A 23924-nucleotide genomic window follows, 5' to 3' on the forward strand; every position below is an offset into this window, starting at 1 on the left:
CCCGGTATGGCTGGACGTCTGGAAGGGAAGGTAGCAATCGTGGCGGGAGCAGGCAGCGTTGGCCCCGGTTGGGGTAACGGCCGGGCGATTGCCTATCGTTTTGCCCAGGAAGGGGCGCGTGTGTTTGCGGTAGATCTGAGTGCCGATGCGCTGGAGGAAACGGTTGCCAGGGTCGAGCAAGTGGGCGGGGATATCACCACCCACCTGGCTAATGTGACTGTGGCTGATGAGGTTGAGCGCATGGTGCAGGCCTGTCTTGACCGCTATGGCCGTGTCGATATTCTGGTCAACAATGTAGGCGGGTCACGCAAGGGCGGGCCGGTTCAGCTGCCCGAGTCTGATTGGGATGCGCAGCTGGATTACAACCTGAAGAGCGTGTTTCTGGGCTGCAAATATGTGCTGCCGGCCATGACGGAGCAAGGCGGTGGTGCAATCGTCAATATCGCTTCGACCTCTGGCATACGCTGGACAGGTTCAGCACAGGTTGGCTATGCCAGTGCCAAGGCGGGTGTGATTCAGTTGTCGCGCGTGGTCGCAATCGAGCATGCGCCCAAGGGCATACGCTGCAATACGGTCATACCCGGTCAATTGCATACGCCTATGGTGGAAACCCGTCTGGCAGGGCAACGGTCGGGCGGAGACGTTGAAAAGCTGCTGGCGGAGCGGCAGTCACGCATTCCTTTGCCTTTCATGGGTGACGGGCTGGATACTGCCAATGCCGTCGTGTTCCTGGCCTCTGACGAGGCGCGTTTCATCACGGCGACCGAACTGGTTGTGGACGGAGGCATGAGTGCTCGCTGCGACTGACAACCTCAGTTCACGATATCCCGACCCCGCCATTCAGGTTCTGGATGAGCGTTTTCGTGAATTGATCCTGCCTTTGGCCGTGATCGAACGTATTGCGACCGGGTGCCGTTGGGCGGAAGGGCCTGTCTGGTTTGGTGACGGGCGTTATCTGCTCTGGAGCGATGTGCCCAATGACCGCATTGTGCGTTGGGATGAAACGTCGGGGCAGAGCCATGTGTTTCGTCAGAGCTCGAACTATGCAAATGGCAATACGCGGGATCGCCAGGGGCGACTGATTACTTGCGAGCATCTGGGTCGACGCGTGACACGCACCGAATACGACGGCAGCATCACCGTGCTGGCCGACCACTATAAGGGCAAGCGGCTCAATTCGCCCAACGATGTTGTGGTCAAGTCTGATGGCTCGATCTGGTTTACCGATCCGCCGTTTGGCATCGTAGGTTACTACCAGGGCGAGCGGGCGCAGCAGGAACTGCCGGCCAGCATTTATCGCATTGATGGCGATACGCTGGAGCTTTCCTTGATAAGTGATCAGGTCCAGGGCCCCAATGGATTGGCATTTTCACCCGATGAACAGACTCTGTATGTGGTGGAGTCACGCGCACGGCCGCGTAATGTGCTGGCGTTTTCGGTTGCAGCCAACGGCCAGAACGTGGGGCCGTCGCGAGTTTTGTTTGATGCGGGTGTCGGTACACCCGACGGATTCCGTGTGGACGTCCACGGGAATCTGTGGTGCGGGTGGGGTATGGGTACGCCAGAGCTGGACGGCGTACGGATTTTTGCACCGGATGGTGGGCTGATCGGCCAGATCAGCCTGCCGGAGCGATGCGCCAATCTGTGTTTTGGCGGCAAGCATCGCAATCGTTTATTCATGGCTTCATGCACATCCGTTTACGCCCTGTATGTGAATACACAAGGTGTGGCGGGCGGATAACAACCAGGAGACAACAATGTTGACCTACAAGAAATCTTTTGTGGCCAAAGCGCTTTGCGCGGCTACGTTTGCTGCCATGGCAGCCGGTGCCCAGGCTCAGGCTCCGACCACTGTAGTGGTGGCGTTTCCGGCGGGCGGTCCGGCCGATACCCTGGCCCGCGTGGTGGCCTCGGAGCTGGAGTCCGAGTTAAAGACTACCGTCGTTGTCGAGAACAAGCCGGGTGGCAATGGTGCGATTGCCGCCAGCTATGTGGCACGTGCGGCACCCGATGGCAAGACGCTCTTTCTGAGTTCGGCCGGTGCGATTGCGATCAATCCGCCGCTCTATCCCAAGCTGGTCTACAACCCCAAGAAGGAATTGCAGCCTGTCACCATGCTGGTATCCACCCCAGAGGTATTGGTAGTGCCTGCCAAGGGTGACATCAAGAGTGTCGAGCAATTCCTTAAGCAGGCAAAAGACCAGCCCGGCACCACCACGCTATCGTCGTCCGGCGTCGGCAGCATGCCACACATGGCAATTTCATTGCTCAAGGCGGCAACCCAGGCCGATATCCTGCATGTACCCTATCGGGGTGCGGCACCTGCCATCACCGACACGGTGGGTGGACAGGTGGGTGGTTTCTTCGGCGATATCTCGGGGCTGATGCCCTTCATCACCGACAATCGTGTGCGCCCGATAGGTATCGCCGCGCCCAAGCGTTCTGCGCTGTTGCCTGATGTGCCGACCTTCGATGAGCTGGGTATCAAGGGCGTACACGCCAACAACTGGTACGGCATGTTTGCACCCAAGGCCACGCCACGGGAAACCGTAGACAGCCTGAACACTGCTCTGCGCGCGGCCATGGCCAGCGAATCCGTGCAGGCCTATGTCAAAAAATCAGGTATCGAAGCCACACCGACAACGCCGGATGAGTTCGAGGAAATTATCGACGCTGATACTCAAAAATGGGCGGATGTGATCAAGGCGGAAGGTATTACTGTCAATGAGTAGCGTGCGCTTCAGGCACGCTGCTTGCTCCTGTGTTTTCAAACATTTCGCTTACTGTGAAATGTCCATACGTGCTTAAACACACTTTGGGAGAAAACATATGAAAATGCGTATCTGGATGCCTCTTCTGCTTGCGATCGCGGCGTTTGCCGGCGGTTGCACCAATACCCTTCACGGCGCTGGCGAAGACATCGAACGCGGCGGCGAGAAAATTCAGGAAAAGACCCGCTAGATGCTGAGTCAGGTATGTTGCGGCGGAGCAGTGCTGCCGCCAGCAACTGCGGTTTCCGCGTCGTGCAATAACCCGACCTTACCGCGCCACCAGCTTGCGTAGCCATGTAAGCAGGGCCCGCGGCAGCTCAACAGGTTCCTGCAGCAAGGCGTACTGCCCGGCGCCGAACATGCCGGGCAGGTATCGGGCGGCCTGCCGGTCTATGGTCAGGCAAAACGGAAAAATACCTTGCATGCGCGCTTCGATCACGGCGCGGCGGGTGTCTTCCACGCCGTAGCGTCCCTCGTACTCATCCATATCATTGGGCTTGCCATCGGATAGCAATAGCAGCAGGCGATGCTGGGCGGGTTGCTTCATGAGTTGTGCGGTAGCGTGGCGCAAGGCGGCACCGCTGCGCGTGTAGTGTTGTGGTTCCAGGGCGGCGATGCGCAGCGCCACCTGCGGGCCGTGCGCTTCATTGAAGTCCTTTATCTGTCTTGTTGTCACGCCTTGTGGGCCTTCTCCGGAAAAGGCCTGAATGGCACAAGGCTCGCCCATCTGTTCCAGGGCAATGGTCACCAGCAGCAGCGCTTCGCGCTCCACATCGATAATGCGCCGGCTGCCACTTAACCATGAGTCGGTCGATCCGCTGATGTCGACCAGCAGCATAATGGCCAGGTTGCGTACCTGCGGGCGTTGCTGGCGGTAGAGGTTCTGGGCCACGGGCAGTCCGGCGCGAGCGTCGCCGCCTGCCTCGATCCATGCGTCCAGATCTATTTCATCGCCATCTGCCTGCCGGTGCAGCCATAGCCGTTCAGGGCGCAGGGCGTCGAAGTGCCGGCGTATGGTGTGGACCATGCTGCGGTGCTCGTTCAGGGTTTTGTCTACCCAGCCTTGCGCTCCCGTCTCGGCCTCCAGTAAATGTACGGCGGCACCGGGATGGCGGTAGCCACTTTGGCGATAGTCCCATTCAGGGTAATGCAGTACGCGTTGGGCAGTCGTTGCTGCGATGGCGCGAGCGGTAGCCTGCCGGTCTGGTGGATCGTCGGACAGCAGAACTTCCTTGGCGGGGGTGGGCGTTCTGACCAACCTGGCCTCGGCCAGTTCCGACAAGGCATCTGCGTATTCTTCGGCGGCAGTGTCCTCGTCCCGATCAACCGGCCGCTGCATGCCCATGGGGTCTTCGGCTTTCTCCAGGGGGTCGGCGGTCTGGACCATCCATACCCCTTGTTGTTCGTCATCTTCGTTTTCACTGGCCTTGCGCTCTTTCGGGCGTCGGGGCAGGCGGGCGCTGCGCGGGGTAGTGCGCGCCGGGTCGGTCGTGGCACTGTCCTCCAGGGTTTCGATGTCTTGCGCGGATGGCATAAGCAGATCACCCGTCCATATATCTTTGTACAGGGCCTGTGCATGCGGGGCTTTGTCCGCCCAGTCGGTTTGCTGATACAGCCTGCGAGCCTGCGCCAGCGATTGATGGGGAGATGCGCACACCGGAAGGCCGGACGAACTGTTCAAGCCGGCGGTAAGCGTGATCCGAACCAGTTGTTCTATGGGCCGGCAGGCGGCCGGAATACGCTCTGGTAAAGGCCGGTTGGCCAATGCTTGCTTGCGCAACACCGCCACAGCAGTCGCCATGCCCGGCAGTCGTCTGACCAGTTCATGATCGCAGGCCTGTGCTTCCAGCAGCAGGTAAAGGGCGCGAATACGTGGCTCGTCTGATTCCTGCATTGTGACCAGCACGTTTGCGCTACCACGCAAGGCACGCACGGCCTGCAGCAAGGCCAGGGTGCGAAAGCGCACCACAGCCTCGTCCCATATGGTGCTGTCCAATGTGTTGGGCAACCAGATGGCCTGTCCGTTGGTGGCCGGCAAGGCCTGGTTTGATGGCGTGACGTCTTGCCGGCGAAACAGGCGGGTCAGCAGTGTGGGGGTGGCAGGGGGCTGCGCCACCCGGATGGGATAGGAGTGATCGAAGATGGCATTGATCAGCAGGTCAAGGCGGGGTGCGACCTGGGCCAGGACGATGGGCCGTGGAGCGTCTGCTTTGCCGCGCTGCCGTATCCACAGGTCGCGGGCGTAGATGGTGGCGTGCCGGGCGGCATCGGTGATGACGTCTTCCGCTTCAGCCATGTTGCAATCGCCGTCGTCTAGGGAAAGGTCAGCTCGACCAGGTCGTTCATGGCCCCGACCAGGGTGCTGTCGTCGGAAAGGGGGGCCAGCAGTGCCACCTGGCAGGCGCGTCGCAACGGTATGCCGTGCGCGATCAGCTGGCCGGTGGCAACCAGCAGGCGTGTGCTGGGAACTTCGGCCAGGCCGCGATCCTGCAGGCCGCGCAGTTTGTGCGCCAGTTCCACCAGGGCGCGCGCCTGGCTTGCCTCGATGCCGCTTTCACGGGCAACGATACTGGCCTCTTGGTCGGCGGGTGGAAAATTGAAGTCCAGCGTGACAAAGCGCTGGCGCGTGCTGGGTTTCAAGTCCTTGAGCATGCGCTGGTAGCCAGGGTTGTACGACACCACCAGCTGAAAGCCTGCCGCTGCCTGCAGCACTTCGCCGGTTTTATCTATGCTTAAGGTGCGTCGGTAGTCGGTCAGAGAGTGAAGTACGACGACGGTATCCTGGCGTGCCTCAACGATTTCATCCAGGTAGCAGAGGGCTCCGGCACGTACGGCGGCGGTCAGAGGCCCGTCCTGCCAGATGGTCCGGTCGTGCCTTATAAGATAGCGTCCTATCAGATCACTGGCGGTCAGGTCGTCGTGGCACGAGATGGTGACCACGGGGCGCTGCAGTTTCCAGGCCATATGCTCGACAAAACGGGTCTTGCCGCAGCCTGTGGGGCCTTTGAGCATGACGGCCAGCTTATTCCGATGGCATTGCTCGAACAGTGTTACTTCATCGTGGGCAGGCAGGTAGAAGGGTTCGGTGGCGGGCGGCGACGCCAGCCCGCCGCCCTGTTCTGCCTGCAAGGTGATGCCCTCAGTGGGTTTGTTCATGCGCCAGGGGTTTCTGCGTGTCGCCTTCGGGTTCCTGCCTGGGCGGATAACGGAAGAAGTCGTAAATGAACAGTATGGCGCCGATGACGAATATTGAGGCAGTTGCCACCAGCATCAGGAAATGCACCTGTATCTTCAGCTGTACGTCGAGGTAGCCTATACCCAGCACACGTTCCAGATATACCTGGCCGATACCGGCGGTCGCGAAGGAGAGTGTCATGCCGAACATGCCTGCAATTTGCAGCCAGAACGCCCACATGCCCAGCGAGGTGCCTTCTTCGGGCCGGCCCTTGGTCAGGGTGGGGGCCGCATAGCTGACGACGGCGAGCACGATCATTACGTAGGCGCCATAGAAGGCAGCATGGCCGTGCATGGCAGTGATCAGGGTGCCGTGCGTCCATTTGTTGATTTCAGGGAAGGTGTGCGCCAGCCCCAGCAGACCCGCACCAAACAGGGTGAAGACGGCACTGCCTACGGCCCAGTGCAGGGCAAGGATGTTGGGATGGCGGATACCTGTGCGACGAATGGCGAAGTACGCATACATGGCCATGCCGACCAGGGCAACGGGTTCAAGCGCGCTGAAGAAACCACCCAGCGGCAGCCAGTACGTTGGCACACCTACCCAGTAGTAGTGGTGGGCGGTACCCAGAATGCCGGCGATGAAGACCAGCCCCACGATGACGTACAGCCACTTTTCCAGGACCTCCCGGTCGGCGCCCGAAAGGCGTATGAGCAGGTAGGCCAGAAAGGAGCCTTGTATCATTTCCCATACGCCTTCCACCCACAGATGTATGGTCCACCACCGATAATAAATAGACACGACGTAGTTGGAATAATGCAGCAGTGCGGGGATATAGAGCAGGGCCGAGCTGCCGAGCCCCAGCAGCAGCACGGCTTCGGTGGTGGTGAACCGCCCCGATCGCTTGATGGTCATGGCGATGTTGTACAGGAATATCAACATACAGACCACGATAAGCAGCTTGTTGGGCAGCGGTTGTTCCAGCAGCTTGTTGCCGGTACCCATGCCGAAAAAATAGCTGATGATGGCAGTGACGCCCATGATGGCCCACAGGACCAGCTGGATGTAGGCCAGTTTCACACTATGGATTTCGCTGCGGGATTCGTCGGCGACGATCCAGTAGGTTGCTCCCATGAAGCCGGTCAGCACCCAGACAATCAGCAGGTTGGTGTGCACCGTTTTGGTGACGTCAAAGGGCATGATGTTCAGCAAGGGGTCGGGACCCAGATATTTGGCTGCCGAAAGCAGGCCAAACACCAGTTGCAGGCCGAACAGAATAAGCGCCAGGGCAAAATACCAGTAGGCGACGGATTGAGATCTGTAACGCATGGCGGCTCCTGGGCGGTTATTTGAACGAACTTAGGTAGGCGACCAGTTGGTCGATCTGCTCGGGGCTAAGGTCTTTGCCATAGCTTGGAGGCATGAACGAGGTGCCGCCGGCCGAGTACATGGCACCCGGATGGAGGTAGGCACTGGGTTCGACTATTGATTCGCGTATGAACTCTTCCGCAGTTGTGGCCTTGCCTTTGTAATCAGGCGACTGGATGGTTTTTTCGGCGGTAGTGGCCATGCCTGCAAGCGATGGTCCGGCCAGGTTGACCCCTGGCGCCATGCTGTGACAGGCAGCGCAAGTGGGTACGGCCGATTTGAACAGCGCCTCACCCAGCGCAATGGGATTGTTGTCGTCGCTGACCGGCCGTGCGCCTGGCGGCAAGCTGCGGGCTTCGGCCTCGCCCTCGGTTTTCTGTTGGCTCAGGCTAAGGTCGGTGCCGGGTATGGAGCCCCCGGCAACCAGTATGGGCCTGGGCGGCCAGCCTTGGTTATCGACCTTGCTGACCCAGTCCATGAAGGCAATGACGTCGGCAATTTCGTCGTCGGCCATCCCCAGGTTAGGCATGATGCGCCGGTGTGTTTCTTCGTTGTAAAACTGTGATGGGTCTTTCAGGAAGGCGGTCAGGTACGGCGTGCCGCGTTGTTGGGTAATCTTGGTGAGGTCTGGCGCATAGTAAGCGCCTTCACCGAAAATCGTGTGACAGTTGATGCAGTTGTAGTCGTGCCAGACGTCCTGGCCTCGTACGACACTGTCGGTGATCTGGTCGGAATTGGTAAGCGTGGGGAATTGCCGGTGGCTGTCGACTGTGAGGCCAAGGAAAACAACTGTAGCAATGGCTGTCGAGGCAACGGCAAACACACGCGTCTGGCGCTTGTTCATGGCTGTGCCCCTTTAGACGCCGATACCGGACCAGTAACGTATGCCCGTAATACAGGCATAAAAAATGGCACTGACCATTAAGGCCAGCACCGCCCATCCTACGACTCTTGCAATTCTGTACAACCCGTCTGCTTGCATGATGGCGCCCCCTCCATTGCTGTTCAGTATTCGGGATACGAAGGCCGCAAAAAAGCACCTGAAGATCGGCTCTTTGCATCGGTAAGAGTAAAGATAGCGTATACGCTTGAACTTTAATGTAACAAATTGATCTGGATTAAGGAAGCACTGCTTGAAATCCGGGATTTTGGCCTTATATATCGCAGCAATGGCCGGCAGGCATTTTCACCAAAATTACATCCATCCTGCGCGATGGAGCTTTCATCACGGATAGACAATGACGCAAACAGGCACGAATATGGCATCAGAAACCTTGGGCTTCCAGACCGAAGTCAAACAGCTTTTGCACCTAATGATTCATTCTTTGTACAGCAACAAGGAAATTTTTCTGCGCGAGCTGGTGTCGAACGCGTCGGACGCGTGCGACAAGCTTCGTTTTGAGGCCATTGATAATCCGGACCTGTTCCAGGGTGACACCGATTTGCGCATACGTGTTGAGTACGATGCCAATGCACGTACCATCACGATTTCCGATAATGGTATCGGTATGTCGCGCGACGAGGCCGTTGCCAACCTGGGCACGATTGCCCGTTCCGGCACTAAAGAGTTTTTCTCGCAACTCACCGGCGACAAACAGAAAGACGCACAGCTGATAGGCCAGTTCGGTGTCGGATTCTATTCGTCGTTTATTGTCGCCGGCAAAGTGTCGGTGCTGAGCCGCCGTGCAGACGCCGACGAAACGGATGCCATTCTGTGGGAGTCCGAAGGTCAGGGCGAATTCACCATTACATCGGTTGAAAAGGCCGACCGGGGCACCTCGGTCACGCTGTATTTGCGTGAAGAGGAAGCTGAATTCGTGAACGGCTGGAAGCTGCGTGAAATATTGCGCCGCTACTCCGACCATATCTCGCTGCCCATTCAAATGCAAAAGGAAGAGTGGGATGCGGAAAAATCCGAGCAGGTCAAGAAGAACGAATGGGAAACGGTCAATCAGGCCAGCGCATTATGGACGCGGCCCAAGTCCGAGATTACCGACGAGCAGTACCAGGAGTTCTACAAACATATTGGTCACGATTACGACGATCCTCTGGCCTGGACGCACAACCGGGTTGAAGGACGCAGCGAATATACACAGCTGCTGTTCATCCCCAGGCATGCCCCTATGGATATGTGGGACCGCGAAGGCCGACGCGGCGTCAAACTGTATGTGAAACGCATCTTCATTATGGATGAAGCCGAGCAGTTGTTGCCTGCTTATCTGCGTTTTGTGCGCGGTGTGATCGATTCGGCTGACCTGCCTTTGAATGTGTCGCGTGAAATCCTGCAGGAAAGCCGTGATGTGCGTGTAATACGTGAAGGTTCGGCCAAGCGCGTGCTGTCGCTGCTCGAAGACCTGGCCGAGAACAAGCCCGAGCAGTACACCGAGTTCTGGGAACAGTTCGGTCAGGTGCTCAAGGAAGGCACAGGCGAAGATCCGGGCAATCAGGAACGTATTGCCAAGCTGTTGCGCTTTGCATCCACGCATAACGACAGCGCATCCCAGGCCGTGTCCTTTGCCGACTATGTGTCACGCATGAAAGAAGGGCAGGACAAGATTTATTACGTCAGTGCCGACTCGTACGCGGCAGCCAGCAACAGTCCGCATCTGGAAATCTTCCGCAAGAAGGGGCTGGAAGTGCTGCTGCTGTCTGATCGTGTCGACGAGTGGATGCTGTCGTACTTGCGCGAGTTCGACGGCAAGTCGCTGGTATCCATTGCCAAGGGCGGCCTGAATCTTGACCAGTTGGCCGACGAGGACGAAAAGAAACATCAGGCCGAAGTGGCTGAAACCTTCAAGCCTTTGGTCGAGCGTTTGGGCAAGGCTCTTGATGGCAAGGTTAAAGAGGTACGTGTGACCGGGCGCCTGGTCGATTCACCTGCTTGCGTGGTTGTTGACGAAAACGAACTTAGCCCGCACCTGCTGCGCATGCTGCAGGCAGCAGGGCAGTCGGCGCCCACTGTCAAGCCCATCCTGGAAATCAATCCGGAGCATGCACTCATGGCCCGCCTGCAATCGGCAGCAGATAGCGAGTTTGACGAGTGGGCGTTGTTGTTGCTGGATCAGGCCATGCTGGCCGAGGGTGCAAGCCTTGCCGAACCAGCCGCTTTCGTCAAGCGCATGAACCGCTTGCTGCTGAATACGGCGGGCTAGGCTAGGGACGTATTGCGCAGGCCTGCTCCAGGGCTCTGCGCGGTGGCAGGTGGCGCGGCAAGATGCCCGCGTCCCGGCCGAAGCGCTTCCAGTCAAAGGCGGGGCCTGGATCCGTCTTGCGCCCAGGTGCAATGTGCTCATGCCCGCGCGCAGCCTTGAGCGGATGGCGGGCCTTCAGGGCTGGCATCAGATCCTTCAGGGTTTGATACTGCTCATCGGTATAGGGCAGGATGTCTGTGCCTTCCAGCTCTATGCCTATCGAAAAATCATTGCAACGCTCGCGCCCTTCATAAGACGAAACGCCTGCATGCCAGGCTCGCCGGGTGGTTGGCACATGCTGCACGATCAGCCCATTGCGGCGTATGAAGAAATGCGCCGATACGCGCAGCCCGCGTAACTGTTCCAGCCAGGGATGAGAACTGTAGTCCAGTCTGTTCAGAAACAGGTCGATCACTTCGGGGCCGCCAAAGCGACCCGGTGGCAGGCTGATGTTGTGCATGACCAGCAGGGTAGCGTCTTGCCCTGCCGGACGCTCATCGTGATTGGGAGACGGCGCGTGCATCACGCCTGATGAAGGTTTAAGCCAGCCGTGACGATCCAGTACAAATGGCCTCACGAGCGCTCCTGCAGATCTGCATGCTCCTTGCTGCACCAGATTCGACCCTGGCTGAGTACGGCCTCAGAGCGTGGCAAGTGAATGCCACAGTGCTCGCAGCGCACCATCGATTCGGTGGCTTTTTCCGGGTTACTGGATTTTTTGACCTGCCTGGGCTGCCTGTCTTTCAGCTGGCTGCGTTCCTGGTGACGCGCAATGATACGGGCTGCGAGCAGGGCGCCGATAATGACTATGATCCAGAATAGTATTTTTCCCACACAGGCCTCTACAGAATAACGTCGAGCACGAAACGGCTGCCGGTGTAGGACAGCAAAATGAAAGCAAATCCTACCAGTGTCCAGCGCAAGGCGATGCGCCCGCGCCATCCACGTGTGTAGCGCCCCAGCAGCAAGCCGGCAAATGTCAGCCACGACAGCAGCGTAAACACGGTTTTGTGATCCATGGGCAGCAACTGCCCGGTCAGGCGCTGTGACACCAGCATGCCGGTGATTACGGTCAGGGTCAGGATGGAAAAACCTATCCAGATCAGGCGAAACAGCAAGACTTCCTGAACCAGCAATGGCGGCATGGAATGCAGGGCACGATCTATGGTGCTGCGCTGATCTGCTTGCTGAACCGGGCGATGCAACTGGCGGTCGAGGGCCGTCATGAGCATGGCCTGCAGCGCCGCGACCGTTATCAGGCCATAGGCAACCAGGGCGATGATCAGGTGTATGCGCAGCCATTCGTTGCCGGCATGGTCGACCAGGTGGGTGTTGGGAAACGCCGCAGCCAGCAGGGCAGTGATTGCCGAGGCAGGCAGTAAAATGAGCAGCAGGCCGTCGATGCGCATGACCAGGCTTTCAAGCCAGAATACAATCATGCCCAGGCAGACGGCGGCCGACAGTGCCAGCACCCAGCCCAGACGCAACGAGTTCTCGGGCACAATAGCTTGTGTCAAGGCCATACCGTGCAGGGCTATGGCGCCAGCCAGGCAAACCTTCCTGATGTGGCCGGTGCTGGCCGCTTCGCCGCCTTTGGTCAGGGGGCGCCAAAGCGTAACGGCCAACACCGTATACGCCAGTGCGGCCAGCAAGTGAAATACAATGCCTGCAGACATAGACCCTTAAGTTCTGGTTATCCAATATTCACTAGTTTAAGCGAAATCACCATATGCTCGACAATCTGACGCAACGACTTTCACGCGTTGTCAAAACCATGCGCGGCGAGGCCCGACTTACCGAGGCCAACACGCAAGACATGTTGCGCGAAGTGCGCATGGCCCTGCTTGAGGCCGATGTGGCGCTGCCGGTCGTACGCGATTTCATTGCCCGGGTAAAAGAGCGCGCGCTGGGGCAAGACGTTGCCGGCAGCCTGAACCCGGGCCAGGCCCTGGTGGGTGTGGTTCATAAGGAACTGACTGCCCTGATGGGGGGCGACCTGGGGGCCGAGGCCAGCGAGTTGTCACTGGCCTCACAGCCGCCTGCAGTCATCCTGATGGCGGGTCTGCAGGGTGCCGGTAAAACGACCACCACCGGTAAGCTGGCCAAGTGGTTGGCTGAAGGCGGCCATGTGCAAGGCGGTCGCAAAACCGGCAAGAAAAAAGTACTGGTGGTCAGCGCCGACGTTTATCGTCCGGCAGCTATCGAGCAGCTGAAAACGGTGGCGTCCCAGGTCAAGGTCGATTTTCTGCCTACCGACACGACCCAGAAGCCTGAAGATATCGGACGTGCAGCCCTGGATCACGCCAAGCGTCATCACTATGATGTGCTGATCGTCGATACGGCAGGTCGTCTGGGTATAGACGAGGCCATGATGCGCGAGATCCGTGCCTTGCACGATTTGCTCAAGCCTATCGAAACGCTGTTCGTGGTCGACGCCATGCAGGGTCAGGATGCCGTCAATGTTGCACAGGCCTTCTCGCAGGCGCTACCCCTGACGGGCGTGGTGCTCACCAAGATGGACGGCGATGCGCGTGGCGGTGCAGCGCTTTCCGTGCGCCATGTTACCGGCAAGCCTTTGAAGTTCGTGGGTCTGTCGGAAAAAATGGATGGCCTGGAGCCGTTTCACCCAGAGCGCATGGCCCAGCGTGTGCTGGGCATGGGCGACATCGTTGCGCTGGTAGAGCAGGCGCAGAAGAATATCGATGTGGCTGAGGCTGAAAAGCTGGCTGCCAAGATCAAGTCGGGCAATCGTTTCGACCTGAACGATTTTCGTGAGCAGCTGCAGCAAGTCAAGAAAATGGGCGATATGGGATCCCTGCTTGAAAAACTGCCGGCTCAGTTCGCGCAGGCGGCCGGGCAATTACAAAGCGGCCAGGCTGAAAAGCAGCTGCGTCGTAGTGAAGGTATCCTGAACTCCATGACGCCCGCCGAACGCGCCAAACCCGAACTGCTCAAGGCATCACGCAAACGCCGCATCGCAGCCGGCGCCGGCGTCCCCGTGCAGGAAGTTAACCGCCTTCTGTCCCAGTACGATCAGATGCAGGGCATGATGAAGCAGATGAAAAAAGGTGGCATGGCCAAGATGATGCGCGCCATGGGGGGGCTCAAGGGCCTGGGCAAGGGCGGCGGGGGCTTCGGCGGCTTTCGCTAGGTAGTGTTGCCCGGCCCACAGCACCCGGTACGCCTAGGCCTGACAAGCTCGTGACCGTCGAACAGCCGGGCAGGTCGCAGCCGAATCAGCCGCCACCCACGGCGACGACGATTTCCAGTTGATCGCCCTCGGTGATCGGAGCGGCGTCATGCGTGCTTTTTGGGACAATCTCGCCGTTCTGCTCGACGGCGATGCGCTTGCCCGTATAGCCCAGATGCGCAATAAGCTCAGCAACGGTAGACACCTTGTCCACCTGAATGGATTGTCCGTTAAGAGTGATGTTCATTGTGATTCAGAGTTCCAGATCAGCTGAATTGGTCAGTGGCGGCCAATAATCTGGCCAGAATGCCCGGCTCGTCGAATGCATGGCCAGCGTCATCGACCAGGTGAAATTCTGCCTGAGGCCAGGCCCGGTGCAAAGCCCAGGCCGTCGTGGCAGGCGTGCAGGCATCATAGCGCCCTTGGATGATGATACCCGGAATGTCATGCAGCAAGTGTGCATCGCGCAGCAACTGGCCTTCTTCCATAAAGCCTTGATGCATGAAATAGTGATTTTCTATGCGAGCGAAGGCCAGGGCGGCATGATCGGCTGCGTGATCCTGCTGATGGGCAAGATTGGGCAGCAGCGAAATGGTACGGCTTTCCCATTGCGTCCAGGCATGGGCAGCTTGCAGCTGCACCATACGGTCGGTGCCTGTCAGCCGGCGGTGATAGGCGCTGATCAGGTCGTGTCGCTCTTCTTGCGGTATGGGTGCCAGATAGCCCTCCCAGTGATCGGGGAAGAGGTTTGATGCGCCATCCTGGTAAAACCAGTGCAATTCTTGTTTGCGTACCGTAAAAATTCCGCGCACGATCAGTTCACTGACCTGTGCCGTATGCTTTTGGGCATAGGCCAGCGCCAGCGTTGAGCCCCAGGACCCTCCGAACACCAGCATCTTGTCGGCCTGCAGCACTTCTGTGCGCAGCCTTTCCATATCGGCGACCAGGTGCCATGTCGTGTTGTTCTCAAGGCTGGCGTGCGGGGTGGAGCGCCCACAGCCGCGCTGATCGAACAGCAGTACCTTGTAGCGCTCGGGATTGAACAGCCGGCGGTGATCCGTGGAGCAGCCACCGCCAGGTCCGCCATGCAGAAAAATGGCTGGTTTGCCTTGAGGGTTGCCGCAAAGCTCCCAATACACCTGATGTCCATCTTCGGTATTCAGGAATCCATGAGCGTATGGCTGTATGTCAGGATACACGTATGTTCCTTGTGCTGCGTGGTGCCCGCCGGGGCTGGCTCCGCTTGGGTTTATTTACGTTTGAAGATCAAGTCCCACACGCCGTGGCCCAGGCGCAATCCTCGTGTTTCGAACTTGGTCTGCGGGCGGAATTCAGGGCGTGGAGCGTAGCCATCGGCGGTGTTGAGCAGCAAAGGTTCCTGGCTTAGTACTTCCAGCATCTGCTCGGCATAGTTTTCCCAGTCGGTCGCACAGTGTATGTAGCCGCCGGGCTTGATGCGGCTGGCCAGCAGGGCGATGAACGATGGCTGCACCAGCCTGCGCTTGTGGTGACGCTTTTTGGGCCAGGGGTCGGGAAAATAGATGTGAACACCGGCAAGCGTGTCGGGCAGAATCATGTCGCGGGCGACCTCGACGGCGTCGTGCTGGATGATGCGTATGTTGGGCTGCCCGGTTTCATCGATGCGCTTGAGCAGCGCCCCAACGCCGGCATTGAACACTTCCACGCCCAGGAAATTCTCGTCGGGGCGTGCCTGGGCGATTTTCAATGTGGTTTCACCCATGCCAAAGCCGATTTCCAGTACGGTAGGCGCAGACCGGCCAAATACCTGTTCCAGATTCAGCGGTGTCTTGCGATAGGAAACAGACCACTGTGGCAGCAGGCGATCCAGCGCTTCTTTCTGGCTGGGGGTGATATGCGCGCGCCTATGCACGAAGCTGCGGATGTGGCTGGTACCCGACGGCGCGCTGGATGTGGTTACCACGGCGTCATCCTGCTTCGAAGCAAGGTATTCGTTGGCGGCAGCGCCTTCGGGGGGCTGCCCGCCTGTCGTAGGTTCTGTGTTCATATTCATGGTCGAATTGTAGCCGCTGCGGAACTTTATTTTGCCTGGTACCCTGGCGCTCCGGCACTTTGACGCAACTTTTTTATGGCGGCGCTATAATTCGGCACTTCTCGCAAGGCGGGTGTAGTTCAATGGTAGAACGGCAGCTTCCCAAGCTGCATACGAGGGTTCGATTCCCTTCACCCGCTCCATACATCCGAAGGTTGGTATGGACGCAATGCTTTCAGGCGCGTTACAAGACGAGCGTGTTCGAAGAACTCCAAAGCTTCACCCATATCCCGAAATCATATAAGCGGTGACGAGCTTGAACGCCCTGTGAAAGAGCGGTCGAGGCACCAATGGACCGCCTGGCTACTGCTAAATTGATTGTGTAGTATCTATGTGTTCAAATATGAATTCATAATGACGTTTTTTCAGCATATATGAACGGTTGAAGTGCATGCCAACTTCCAAGCAGAGAAACTCCAGTCTACGGGCTGCTATGCCACGGCCTGTAGAACGTGCGTTGCATCGCCTTGGGCAGGACATCTCGATCGCACGCCGGGTGCGCCGGTTGAGCCAGGAGGACCTCGCACAGCGTATTGGCACGTCATTGAGTACGGTCAGACGGATGGAAGACGGCTATCCTGGTACTGCCTTGCACACCTTTCTGCGTGCCTTGCACGTGCTTGGTCGTCTTGAGGACATGGTACGGGTGATGGCCACGGAGAATGACACGCTGGGCATGGAGCTGGTGCGGGAGCAGTTGCCGCAGCGGGTGCGAACTTCCGGGGGCAGCAAAGCACGGGTTAATCGTCCAGCTGCCGCCAAAAAGAGCGCTGCTGATGACGCCGATGAGTTGGAGGGCTTTTGATGGCGGCCAAGTCATCCAGGCGTCAGGATCTGGAAGTGCATCTGGGTTCCAGCGCTCAAGTCGTGGGGCGGCTTTATCTGGGTAGTGGTAAGCGCAGCGCATTCAGTTACGACGAGCGTTGGTTGCGGGATGCGCGGTTCTTCACCGTATCGCCCGACCTGCAGCCGGTCTTGAGTGTTCAACATCCTCAGCAAGTATTCTTTCAGGCGCTGGAGGACACGGCGCCAGACTCATGGGGCGAACGCGTGATTCGGCGTGCGCATGCGAGATTACGGCAGCAGGACCGTGAAACACCTGCGCTCGAACCTGTCGACTTCTTGATGTGGGTGGATGACGAGGCACGCGTCGGCGCGCTGCGTCTTTTTGATGCTCAAGCCAAAGCCTATTTGCGCTCTAATGGAGCGCATTGGCGTACGCCACCGTTAGTGGAGCTGGGTAAAGTTGTGAACGCCGCTCGCGCTTTGGAGGCCGGCACGGAGAGCGCGCAGGATCTGCAATATCTGCTGGGGCAAGGCACATCGCTGGGCGGGGCTCGGCCCAAGTCGACCGTTCGAGATCTGGATGGCTGTTTGGCCTTGGGTAAGTTCCCCAGCCTGGCGGACAAGCGCGATGTGATTCGGGGTGAAGTCCTGGCCATGCGCCTTGCCGCTCAGGCAGGTATCAATGTGGCAGCGACACGTGTGGAGGTAATCAATGAGACGGCGGTGGCCATCATTAGGCGGTTCGACCGCACCGATGATGGTGGCCGTATTCCCTACGTGTCGGCCGCAACAATGTTGCAGTCTGATGGTCGCGACTCGACGCATGCTTACACAGAGCTGGTGGAGATCCTGCTACAGGAAGGCGCCAATCCGATTGCCGATACTCACCAATTGTGGCGCCGCCTGGTCTTCAATTTTCTGATCTGCAACACCGATGACCATTTGCGTAACACCGGGTTTCTGTATGACGCGCGCAACCATGGATGGCGCCTGTCGCCCGCATTCGACCTGAATCCAATGCCTGGCGATCGTCGTGAGAGCAAGACATGGGTGACTGAGGATTCAGGGCCGATTGACAGTCGGGACGTGCTGATGGGCGCGGCGCCTTACTTCAGATTGGATGCAAAGGAAGCCGCTGCGATCTGGACGGAGGTGGCTCAGGCCGTGGAGCGCTGGCGTGTTGTGGGCAAGGAGTTGGGTATGCGGCGCACTGATCTGGTGGATTTTGAGCCAGCATTCGCATAGTACTTTACGCAAGGCCTGCCAGCCTAGCTGGCAGGCGGCTTTTCCCCTAAGGCTTCGTTCCTCAGCAGCAGCGTCAACGGTATCGATAGCGTGGCAATTGCCGCCGCAAGCATATAGACATTACGGAATGACTGCAGGGCGATAGGCGCCAGACTCGATAAATCCATATCGTCGATGGAATGCTGGCTGTGGCCGATCAGCGTGTTGATGATGTCGGCGCCGCTCATGCCATTGTTCAGGCTACCCGCGCCGGAGCGCAACCAGAACAATAGAAAGGCGGTCAGCAATGCGATGCCTATGGCCGAGCCCAGCGAGCGGCAAAACGCTGAAGCCGAGGTCGCCACCCCGACATCGCTATGGGGGACTGCATTCTGCACGGCTACCGTACTTGTGGGTAGTTGCAGGCCTATGCTGAAACCGGTCAGGCTCAGCAGTACCGACATGAGTCCCGTGTTGGCGGGATCCAGAAACCCAAGTAAAAGAACGCAGAACGGCAGCAGGGTAACGCCGGTCAGCTGAATGCGCTTGTATGTACCCCAGTGGGTCATCAGGCGGCCGCTGGTGTAAGCCCCAAGGGGAACGCCCAGGGATAGCGGGATCAAGCGCCAGGCGGCGCCGTCGGCACCTGCGTTCGTCAGCATCTGTATTTCCAGCGGGACCAGCACCGTCAGCGCAACGAGTTCCACAAATGCGATAAACACGACCAGGCAACACAGGGTTACGGTGCGTATGCGAAACAGTCCCAGCGGGACGATAGGTTCAGGTGTGCGCCGGGCGTTCCAGACATAGGCGGCCAGGCAGATGACGGCCAGAATCAGCATGCGCAGACTGTTGTTGTCCAGCCCGGGCACGTCCTGTTGCCCAGCCCGGCTGATGGTCAGCAGCACGGCGCTCAGCCCGACGCTGAGCAATGCCGCGCCCACGTAGTCCACTGAGCGCTTGCGTTGTGGCACGTGCAGCTTGCGCATGGCGCGACGTGAAATCAGCAGAGCGATCAGGCCCAGCGGCAGATTGATCCAGAACACCCAGCGCCACGACAAATAAGCAGTGAGCACTCCGCCCAGTATGGGTCCCGAGACGCTGGCCACGGCAAATGCGCCACTGATATAAGCCTGGTATCGACCCCGTTCGCGTGGGCTGACGACGTCGGCGATGGTGGCTTGGGCTACCGAAATAAGCCCGCCGCCTCCCAGGCCCTGCAATATGCGGGCGGCGACCAGCACGGGCATGGTCGGCGCCATGGCGCATGCCACCGACGCCACCAGAAACAGGATGATGGCATTGGACAGCACGATGCGCCGGCCGTAGATGTCGCCCAGCTTGCCGTAGATAGGCGTAGCCACGGCCATGGCGATCAGATAGCCGGACATGACCCACGCCAGCAAATTTATGCCTTGCAGGTCGGCGGCCATTTTTGGCAGGGCGACCGAGATAATCGTCGAGTCCAGGGCGCCCAGCAAGATTGCCAGCATCAGGCCTATGAGAATGGAGCGAATATCTTTCGGAGTCAGGGAGGTGCTCACGGGCATGGTGTTGCTGGCAGCGGACATAGGGTGCTTCGAATGCTGAAGGCGGGAGCGCAAAGCGGTCAGTATATGCTTTGCCACGCACGCATGCAGGGAAGTGCTCCGTGGTCAGCCTGCGGGGCGCTTCGCTTGTGTGGTCGATACGTCCACAGGATCGAAGTGTGTCATTACATCGAGTACCGGTTCGTTGTCCATGACTTGCTTGCGCGCCGCCATGGCAATGGCATGGCCCTGGGAAATTGTCAGCGTGGCATCCATTTCGATATCGACTTCCACCCAGATCATGTCGCCCAGTTTGCGGGTTTTCAGGTCGTGTATGCCTTCGACCCCGGGTGTACTCATCAGGTGCCTGAGGATACGCTTTTCGGTTTCGTCGTCGACGGCCGAGTCCATCAGGTCGTTCAGGGCGTTAAAGAAGAATTTCCAGCCAGTGCGCATGATCATCAGGCCGACGATCAATGCCGCGAGCGGGTCGGCCAGATGAAGGCCGGCCAGGTTGGCCACGATGCCCAGGGCTACAACGAAGGATGAGGCCGCATCAGAGCGCGCGTGCCAGGCATTGGCTGCCAGCATGCTCGAGCGTACGCGTTTGGCCACGCGCAGCAGGTAGCGGAACAGCAGTTCTTTGGCGATCAAGGCAAACAATGCCACGGCCAGGGCCGCGTGCCCCACCTCTGCCACAGTTTCGGGGTGTTGCAGCTTGGTGAAACTGTTCCATAGCATGCCTACACCCACGGAAAGCAGCAGCGCACCGATGGCAAGTGCAGCGGCTGTTTCAAAGCGTTGGTGGCCGTAGGGGTGCTCGGCGTCGGGGCCCTTCTGGCTATGTCTGTTGACGATCAGGACAACGCCGTCGGACAGCAGGTCGGTGAGCGAATGAATCGCATCGGCGACCAAGGCCTGGGAATGGGCGAGCAGGCCGATCACGACCTGCAGGATAACCAGCAGAATGTTGACGACAACGCTGACCAGCGTACTGCGTGTTGCCGCTGACTGACGTTCGGGGTCTATGGGCCGGTTCATGAGCGCCTGGCTGGCCGGCGTCAGCCGATGCGCATGCCAGGCTGCGCTCCGGGCCAGGCTTGCAGGATATACAGGCCGTCATCAACGCTGGCGTCTTTGTGGCTGGCCGACAGTACCATGCCTTCTGATACACCAAAGCGCATCTTGCGAGGCGCCAGATTGGCTACCAGTACAGTCAGTTTATCGATGAGGTCGGCAGGCTGGTATGCGGACTTGATGCCTGAAAACACCTGACGATGGCGGCCTTCGCCAACGTCCAGCGTCAGGCGCAGCAACTTGTCCGAGCCTTCCACGGCTTCGCAGTTCACGATGCGCGCGATGCGCAAATCGAGCTTGCTGAAGTCTTTTATGTCTATGGTGTCGGCAATCGCCTCGCCACCGGGTGTGGGAACGGGCGCTGCGGGTGGTTCGAACAGGTCGTCGAGCATCTTGGGTTCGACCCGTTGCATCAGGTGCTTGAACGGCGCAATGCTCTGCGGCAGCCGGGCGGCGTCAGCCCACTGGAACAGGGAGTCCTGGCCGAACAGCTCGCGTGCAACCCGTGCAGTCAAGACGGGAAGTACCGGGGTAAGCATGACAGACAGGGCCTTGAAGCCGGCCAGGGCACGCGAGCAGATGTCTTGCAACTGGGCCTTTTGCTCGTCGGATGCCGAGCCTATGCCTTTGGCCAGCACCCATGGCTGTGCGGCGTCGAAAGCCTGGTTGATCAAGTCTGCCTGGGCCATGATCTGGCGGATGGCGCGACCGTATTCGCGATTCTCGAAGGCACTGCGTACTTGTTCGGTTGCTTCGAGTGTTTGCTGTTCCAGTTCGGCGGTATTACCCAGATATGCCAGCTGGCCATCGAAGTGTTTGCTGATGAAGTTGGCGGCACGACTGGCGATGTTGACGTATTTGCCGATGAGGTCGCTGTTTACGCGGGCTACGAAGTCGTCCGGATTGAAATCGACGTCTTCGACATGTGCGTTCAGTTTGGCTCCGATGTAATAACGCATCCATTCGGCATTCATGCCCAGCTCCAGGTAGCGCAGGGGCGATATGCCCGTACCGCGGCTCTTGGACATCTTTTCACCGCTGACGGTGATGAAACCGTGCACATGCAGGCCGTCGGGCGTTTTCTTGCCGGAGAACTTCAGCATGGCGGGCCAGAACAGCGCGTGGAAGTACACGATATCCTTGCCGATGAAGTGAACCTGCTCGGTATCACTTTCGGGGTCGACCAGGGCGTCGAAGGACAAGCCCTGCTTGTTGCAGTAGGCTTGCAGCGATGCCAGGTAACCGACAGGCGCATCGAGCCACACGTAAAAATACTTGCCCGGTGCGTCGGGAATGGGTATGCCGAAGTAGGGCTCATCGCGGGAAATGTCCCAGTCGGCCAGGTTGGCTTCGCCGTCGTCAGTGCCGGTACCCAGCCATTCGCGGGTTTTTGCCAGTACTTCCGACTGCAGGCGCTTGTTGCCGCTGGCATTGGAGCCGGTGGTCCAGGCCTGCAGGAACTCGACGCAGCGTGGGTCAGACAGCTTGAAGAAAAAGTGTTCCGAAGATTTGAGTACGGGGGTGGCCTTGGTCAGTGTTGAGTAAGGCTCTATGAGTTCTGTAGGAGCGTAAACGGCACCGCACGACTCGCATGAGTCACCGTATTGGTCTTTGGCGTGGCAGCGTGGACATTCGCCCTTGATGTAGCGGTCGGGCAGGAACATGCCTTTGACCGGATCGTAGAACTGCTCGATGGTGCGGGTATCGATGAAGCCTGCCGCTTTCAGGCGCCGGTAGATATCTTGCGAGAGTGCGATGTTTTCCGGCGAATCGGTGGAATGCCAGTGATCAAACTCGATATGGAAGCCGTTCAGGTACTGCGGACGCTCGGCCGCATAACGTGCCACCAGCGCCTGTGGTGTGATGCCTTCGCTTTCTGCCTTGAGCATGATGGGGGCGCCATGGGCGTCGTCGGCCCCCACGAAGTGCACGGTATGGCCCGACATTCGCATGGCCCGCACCCAGATATCGGCCTGGATGTATTCCATGATGTGGCCAATATGAAAGGAACCGTTGGCGTAGGGCAGTGCTGTGGTAACAAAAATCGTGCGCGGCATGTTTGTAGGCATAAAGAAAACAGAGAAGACGATCTGTGATTTTAGCCCGTCTGGCGAAAGCCCACTTTTGGTGAAGAATTGTTAATTTGTGCGCCCTGGCCGCGCGGGTGCAACAATGGCGGCACAGCGCTGCGCGAGCGCTGTGCCGATTATGGCGGTTTATGGAATCTCGCGCATTTCAACGTCGGTTATATCTTTGTTTTTAAAGATGTTTTGCGGGGAAGAAGGTTTGCGTCTTTCAGCCCAGTAGGCCTTGACACCGAACGGACGACCCTTGATACGGGCGACCACATACAGTATGCCGACGGCAATTGCCGTCGAAATCATGAAGATTAACGCCGCTGCCATGCCGAAAAGGGCAAGGAAGAAGAAGAGAATGCCTCGGATAATTTGATTAAATGTATTCATATTGCTTACGTAGACCCCAACGCGGGAAAAAGATTCCCTTAATCCGCTATTCTTTAGCTTTACATTACGTTGAAAACCTGTGAAATCATTGTTGAAGGACCGGATATATTTATCACTGTACCCTTCGGCCCTCCTTCGCACAATGGGAGTTTGAAGTGAAGAAACATATTGAAACCGCTTTAGGAGCGCTGGGATTGTCGCGCAAGCATATGAATCAAAAAGAAAAAGTTATAAGTCACGCGGTTCAGCCAGGTCTCCGGCCTCTGCCCGGTGTACGCAATATCATCGCTGTTGCGTCGGGCAAGGGCGGCGTCGGAAAAAGCACCACGGCCGTCAATATTGCCCTGGCGCTGCACCAGCAGGGTGCGCGCACCGGCTTGCTTGACGCCGATATCTACGGACCCAGTGTCCCGCTGATGCTGGGGCTGTCTGGCAAGCCCAAGAGTGACGACGGCAAAACCATGCAGCCGCTGATCGGTCATGGCCTGCAGGCCAACTCCATAGGCTTTCTCATCGATGAGGATGCGCCGGCCATCTGGCGCGGGCCTATGGTCACCCAGGCGCTGGTCCAGCTGTTGAACCAGACTGCGTGGGACGACCTGGATTATCTGGTTGTCGACATGCCCCCGGGTACGGGCGATATCGCCCTGACCATGGCCCAGAAAGTACCTCTGACCGGTGCGGTGATCGTGACGACACCTCAGGATCTGGCGTTGGCCGATGCACGTCGTGGCTTGCGCATGTTCCAGAAGGTCAATGTGCCGGTGCTGGGCGTTATTGAAAACATGTCGGTGCACGTCTGCACCAACTGCGGCCATGCCGAAGCCATTTTCGGCGAGCACGGCGGACGCGATATGGCGGCCGAGTTCAACCTGCCATGGCTGGGGGCGTTGCCTCTGGCCATGAATATCCGTACCCAGACTGATTCGGGTACACCCAGCGTGGTGGCCGAACCTGAAGGAAAGGCGGCATTGGCTTATCACGAAATTGCCAGGCAGATCGCAGCCAACGTGGCCGCATTACCGCCTGACAACTCTGCCAACATGCCCAAAGTCGTGGCGCGCAAGGTATAAAACG

At 58.5% G+C, this 23924-nt stretch carries 23 protein-coding genes and 1 tRNA gene; 10 read left to right on the plus strand and 14 right to left on the minus strand.

Going from position 1 to position 23924, the window contains the following annotated elements:
• Nucleotides 1-6: 6 nt before the first annotated feature.
• From LKR43_RS00170 to LKR43_RS00185, 4 genes are all read left to right on the plus strand, one after another.
• Entirely contained in the window at nt 7-807 is an 801-nt protein-coding gene (locus tag LKR43_RS00170; RefSeq protein ID WP_227681757.1) for an SDR family NAD(P)-dependent oxidoreductase, read from the plus strand.
• Nucleotides 791-1741 carry an SMP-30/gluconolactonase/LRE family protein gene (locus LKR43_RS00175; protein ID WP_227681759.1) on the plus strand — a complete coding sequence of 317 codons (951 nt, stop codon included), beginning with the start codon at nt 791-793 and terminating at the stop codon, nt 1739-1741. The genes LKR43_RS00170 and LKR43_RS00175 overlap by 17 nt, the downstream gene beginning before the upstream one ends.
• 16 nt (nt 1742-1757) lie before the next feature.
• Nucleotides 1758-2732: a tripartite tricarboxylate transporter substrate binding protein gene (locus LKR43_RS00180; RefSeq protein WP_227681761.1), complete on the plus strand. Its 975-nt coding sequence runs from the start codon at nt 1758-1760 to the stop codon at nt 2730-2732.
• A gap of 97 nt (nt 2733-2829) precedes the next feature.
• Complete coding sequence (locus LKR43_RS00185; protein ID WP_227681763.1) at nt 2830-2961, plus strand: entericidin A/B family lipoprotein; 132 nt, start codon at nt 2830-2832, stop codon at nt 2959-2961.
• A 78-nt stretch (nt 2962-3039) separates the two neighbouring features.
• On the opposite strand, the gene LKR43_RS00190 is transcribed toward LKR43_RS00185, so the two are convergent.
• From LKR43_RS00190 to LKR43_RS00205, 4 genes are read right to left on the minus strand one after another with little or no spacing between them, the layout of a single operon-like run.
• Nucleotides 3040-5067, minus strand: a complete 2028-nt coding sequence (locus LKR43_RS00190) for a nitric oxide reductase activation protein NorD (protein ID WP_227681765.1) — start codon at nt 5065-5067, stop codon at nt 3040-3042.
• A 17-nt stretch (nt 5068-5084) separates the two neighbouring features.
• On the minus strand, nt 5085-5927 hold the full coding sequence (locus LKR43_RS00195) for a CbbQ/NirQ/NorQ/GpvN family protein (protein ID WP_227681766.1): 843 nt from the start codon (nt 5925-5927) through the stop codon (nt 5085-5087).
• Complete coding sequence (locus LKR43_RS00200; protein WP_227681768.1) at nt 5911-7275, minus strand: cbb3-type cytochrome c oxidase subunit I; 1365 nt, start codon at nt 7273-7275, stop codon at nt 5911-5913. The genes LKR43_RS00195 and LKR43_RS00200 overlap by 17 nt, the downstream gene beginning before the upstream one ends.
• A gap of 16 nt (nt 7276-7291) precedes the next feature.
• A complete protein-coding gene (locus LKR43_RS00205; protein WP_227681770.1) occupies nt 7292-8158 on the minus strand; it encodes a c-type cytochrome in 867 nt (288 codons plus the stop codon).
• 394 nt (nt 8159-8552) lie between these two features.
• Here LKR43_RS00205 and htpG point away from each other — a divergent pair, with 394 nt between their 5' ends.
• The gene (gene htpG, locus LKR43_RS00210) at nt 8553-10466 is read left to right on the plus strand and encodes a molecular chaperone HtpG (RefSeq protein WP_227681772.1); all 1914 of its coding nucleotides are present in this window, start codon (nt 8553-8555) and stop codon (nt 10464-10466) included.
• Between the two features lies 1 nt (nt 10467).
• On the opposite strand, the gene ampD is transcribed toward htpG, so the two are convergent.
• Genes ampD through LKR43_RS00225 form a run of 3 tightly spaced genes read right to left on the minus strand, consistent with a single transcriptional unit; the run spans nt 10468 to nt 12181 of the window.
• On the minus strand, nt 10468-11082 hold the full coding sequence (gene ampD, locus LKR43_RS00215) for a 1,6-anhydro-N-acetylmuramyl-L-alanine amidase AmpD (RefSeq protein WP_227681774.1): 615 nt from the start codon (nt 11080-11082) through the stop codon (nt 10468-10470).
• Nucleotides 11079-11339 (minus strand): PP0621 family protein, encoded by a 261-nt coding sequence (locus tag LKR43_RS00220; RefSeq protein ID WP_227681776.1) that lies wholly within the window; start codon nt 11337-11339, stop codon nt 11079-11081. Before LKR43_RS00220 ends, ampD begins: the two co-directional genes overlap by 4 nt.
• A gap of 8 nt (nt 11340-11347) precedes the next feature.
• Complete coding sequence (locus tag LKR43_RS00225; protein WP_227681778.1) at nt 11348-12181, minus strand: inner membrane protein YpjD; 834 nt, start codon at nt 12179-12181, stop codon at nt 11348-11350.
• Between the two features lie 53 nt (nt 12182-12234).
• Between LKR43_RS00225 and ffh the strand changes: the two genes are divergently transcribed.
• Complete coding sequence (gene ffh, locus LKR43_RS00230; RefSeq protein WP_227681780.1) at nt 12235-13656, plus strand: signal recognition particle protein; 1422 nt, start codon at nt 12235-12237, stop codon at nt 13654-13656.
• An 85-nt stretch (nt 13657-13741) separates the two neighbouring features.
• Here ffh and thiS read toward each other — a convergent pair whose 3' ends face one another.
• From thiS to trmB, 3 genes are read right to left on the minus strand one after another with little or no spacing between them, the layout of a single operon-like run.
• Entirely contained in the window at nt 13742-13942 is a 201-nt protein-coding gene (gene thiS / locus LKR43_RS00235) for a sulfur carrier protein ThiS (RefSeq protein WP_227681781.1), read from the minus strand.
• A 19-nt stretch (nt 13943-13961) separates the two neighbouring features.
• Nucleotides 13962-14894, minus strand: coding sequence for a prolyl aminopeptidase (gene pip, locus LKR43_RS00240; protein ID WP_227681783.1), 933 nt, complete (start codon nt 14892-14894; stop codon nt 13962-13964).
• Between the two features lie 50 nt (nt 14895-14944).
• Entirely contained in the window at nt 14945-15721 is a 777-nt protein-coding gene (trmB, locus tag LKR43_RS00245; RefSeq protein WP_227682281.1) for a tRNA (guanosine(46)-N7)-methyltransferase TrmB, read from the minus strand.
• A gap of 114 nt (nt 15722-15835) precedes the next feature.
• Here trmB and LKR43_RS00250 point away from each other — a divergent pair.
• From LKR43_RS00250 to LKR43_RS00260, 3 genes are all read left to right on the plus strand, one after another.
• A tRNA-Gly gene (locus LKR43_RS00250) sits at nt 15836-15909 on the plus strand.
• Between the two features lie 248 nt (nt 15910-16157).
• Complete coding sequence (locus LKR43_RS00255) at nt 16158-16571, plus strand: helix-turn-helix domain-containing protein (RefSeq protein WP_227681785.1); 414 nt, start codon at nt 16158-16160, stop codon at nt 16569-16571.
• Entirely contained in the window at nt 16571-17797 is a 1227-nt protein-coding gene (locus LKR43_RS00260) for a type II toxin-antitoxin system HipA family toxin (protein WP_227681788.1), read from the plus strand. The genes LKR43_RS00255 and LKR43_RS00260 overlap by 1 nt, the downstream gene beginning before the upstream one ends.
• A gap of 23 nt (nt 17798-17820) precedes the next feature.
• On the opposite strand, the gene LKR43_RS00265 is transcribed toward LKR43_RS00260, so the two are convergent.
• The 4 genes from LKR43_RS00265 to LKR43_RS00280 form a co-directional block, all read right to left on the minus strand.
• Nucleotides 17821-19347, minus strand: coding sequence for an MDR family MFS transporter (locus tag LKR43_RS00265; RefSeq protein ID WP_227681790.1), 1527 nt, complete (start codon nt 19345-19347; stop codon nt 17821-17823).
• Between the two features lie 84 nt (nt 19348-19431).
• Nucleotides 19432-20346, minus strand: coding sequence for a cation diffusion facilitator family transporter (locus tag LKR43_RS00270; protein ID WP_227681791.1), 915 nt, complete (start codon nt 20344-20346; stop codon nt 19432-19434).
• Between the two features lie 20 nt (nt 20347-20366).
• Nucleotides 20367-22439, minus strand: coding sequence for a methionine--tRNA ligase (metG, locus tag LKR43_RS00275; RefSeq protein WP_227682282.1), 2073 nt, complete (start codon nt 22437-22439; stop codon nt 20367-20369).
• Between the two features lie 159 nt (nt 22440-22598).
• Nucleotides 22599-22847, minus strand: a complete 249-nt coding sequence (locus LKR43_RS00280; protein WP_227681793.1) for a hypothetical protein — start codon at nt 22845-22847, stop codon at nt 22599-22601.
• Between the two features lie 209 nt (nt 22848-23056).
• Between LKR43_RS00280 and apbC the strand changes: the two genes are divergently transcribed.
• Entirely contained in the window at nt 23057-23920 is an 864-nt protein-coding gene (gene apbC, locus LKR43_RS00285) for an iron-sulfur cluster carrier protein ApbC (protein WP_255675924.1), read from the plus strand.
• The last annotated feature ends 4 nt before the right edge of the window (nt 23921-23924 follow it).

This window comes from Pusillimonas sp. MFBS29 (genome assembly GCF_020687695.1).
GTDB lineage: Bacteria > Pseudomonadota > Gammaproteobacteria > Burkholderiales > Burkholderiaceae_B > Pusillimonas_C.

Excerpts from the sequence above, each read along its gene's own strand:
- LKR43_RS00170 (WP_227681757.1), top strand. The coding sequence starts at position 7 with ATGGCTGGACGTCTGGAAGGGAAGGTAGCAATCGTGGCGGGAGCAGGC.
- LKR43_RS00180 (WP_227681761.1), top strand. The coding sequence starts at position 1,758 with ATGTTGACCTACAAGAAATCTTTTGTGGCCAAAGCGCTTTGCGCGGCT.
- LKR43_RS00185 (WP_227681763.1), top strand. The coding sequence starts at position 2,830 with ATGAAAATGCGTATCTGGATGCCTCTTCTGCTTGCGATCGCGGCGTTT.
- LKR43_RS00190 (WP_227681765.1), bottom strand. The coding sequence starts at position 5,067 with ATGGCTGAAGCGGAAGACGTCATCACCGATGCCGCCCGGCACGCCACC.
- LKR43_RS00195 (WP_227681766.1), bottom strand. The coding sequence starts at position 5,927 with ATGAACAAACCCACTGAGGGCATCACCTTGCAGGCAGAACAGGGCGGC.
- LKR43_RS00200 (WP_227681768.1), bottom strand. The coding sequence starts at position 7,275 with ATGCGTTACAGATCTCAATCCGTCGCCTACTGGTATTTTGCCCTGGCG.
- LKR43_RS00205 (WP_227681770.1), bottom strand. The coding sequence starts at position 8,158 with ATGAACAAGCGCCAGACGCGTGTGTTTGCCGTTGCCTCGACAGCCATT.
- htpG (WP_227681772.1), top strand. The coding sequence starts at position 8,553 with ATGACGCAAACAGGCACGAATATGGCATCAGAAACCTTGGGCTTCCAG.
- LKR43_RS00225 (WP_227681778.1), bottom strand. The coding sequence starts at position 12,181 with ATGTCTGCAGGCATTGTATTTCACTTGCTGGCCGCACTGGCGTATACG.
- ffh (WP_227681780.1), top strand. The coding sequence starts at position 12,235 with ATGCTCGACAATCTGACGCAACGACTTTCACGCGTTGTCAAAACCATG.
- thiS (WP_227681781.1), bottom strand. The coding sequence starts at position 13,942 with ATGAACATCACTCTTAACGGACAATCCATTCAGGTGGACAAGGTGTCT.
- trmB (WP_227682281.1), bottom strand. The coding sequence starts at position 15,721 with ATGAACACAGAACCTACGACAGGCGGGCAGCCCCCCGAAGGCGCTGCC.
- LKR43_RS00255 (WP_227681785.1), top strand. The coding sequence starts at position 16,158 with ATGCCAACTTCCAAGCAGAGAAACTCCAGTCTACGGGCTGCTATGCCA.
- LKR43_RS00260 (WP_227681788.1), top strand. The coding sequence starts at position 16,571 with ATGGCGGCCAAGTCATCCAGGCGTCAGGATCTGGAAGTGCATCTGGGT.
- LKR43_RS00265 (WP_227681790.1), bottom strand. The coding sequence starts at position 19,347 with ATGTCCGCTGCCAGCAACACCATGCCCGTGAGCACCTCCCTGACTCCG.
- LKR43_RS00270 (WP_227681791.1), bottom strand. The coding sequence starts at position 20,346 with ATGAACCGGCCCATAGACCCCGAACGTCAGTCAGCGGCAACACGCAGT.
- metG (WP_227682282.1), bottom strand. The coding sequence starts at position 22,439 with ATGCCGCGCACGATTTTTGTTACCACAGCACTGCCCTACGCCAACGGT.
- LKR43_RS00280 (WP_227681793.1), bottom strand. The coding sequence starts at position 22,847 with ATGAATACATTTAATCAAATTATCCGAGGCATTCTCTTCTTCTTCCTT.
- apbC (WP_255675924.1), top strand. The coding sequence starts at position 23,057 with ATGAATCAAAAAGAAAAAGTTATAAGTCACGCGGTTCAGCCAGGTCTC.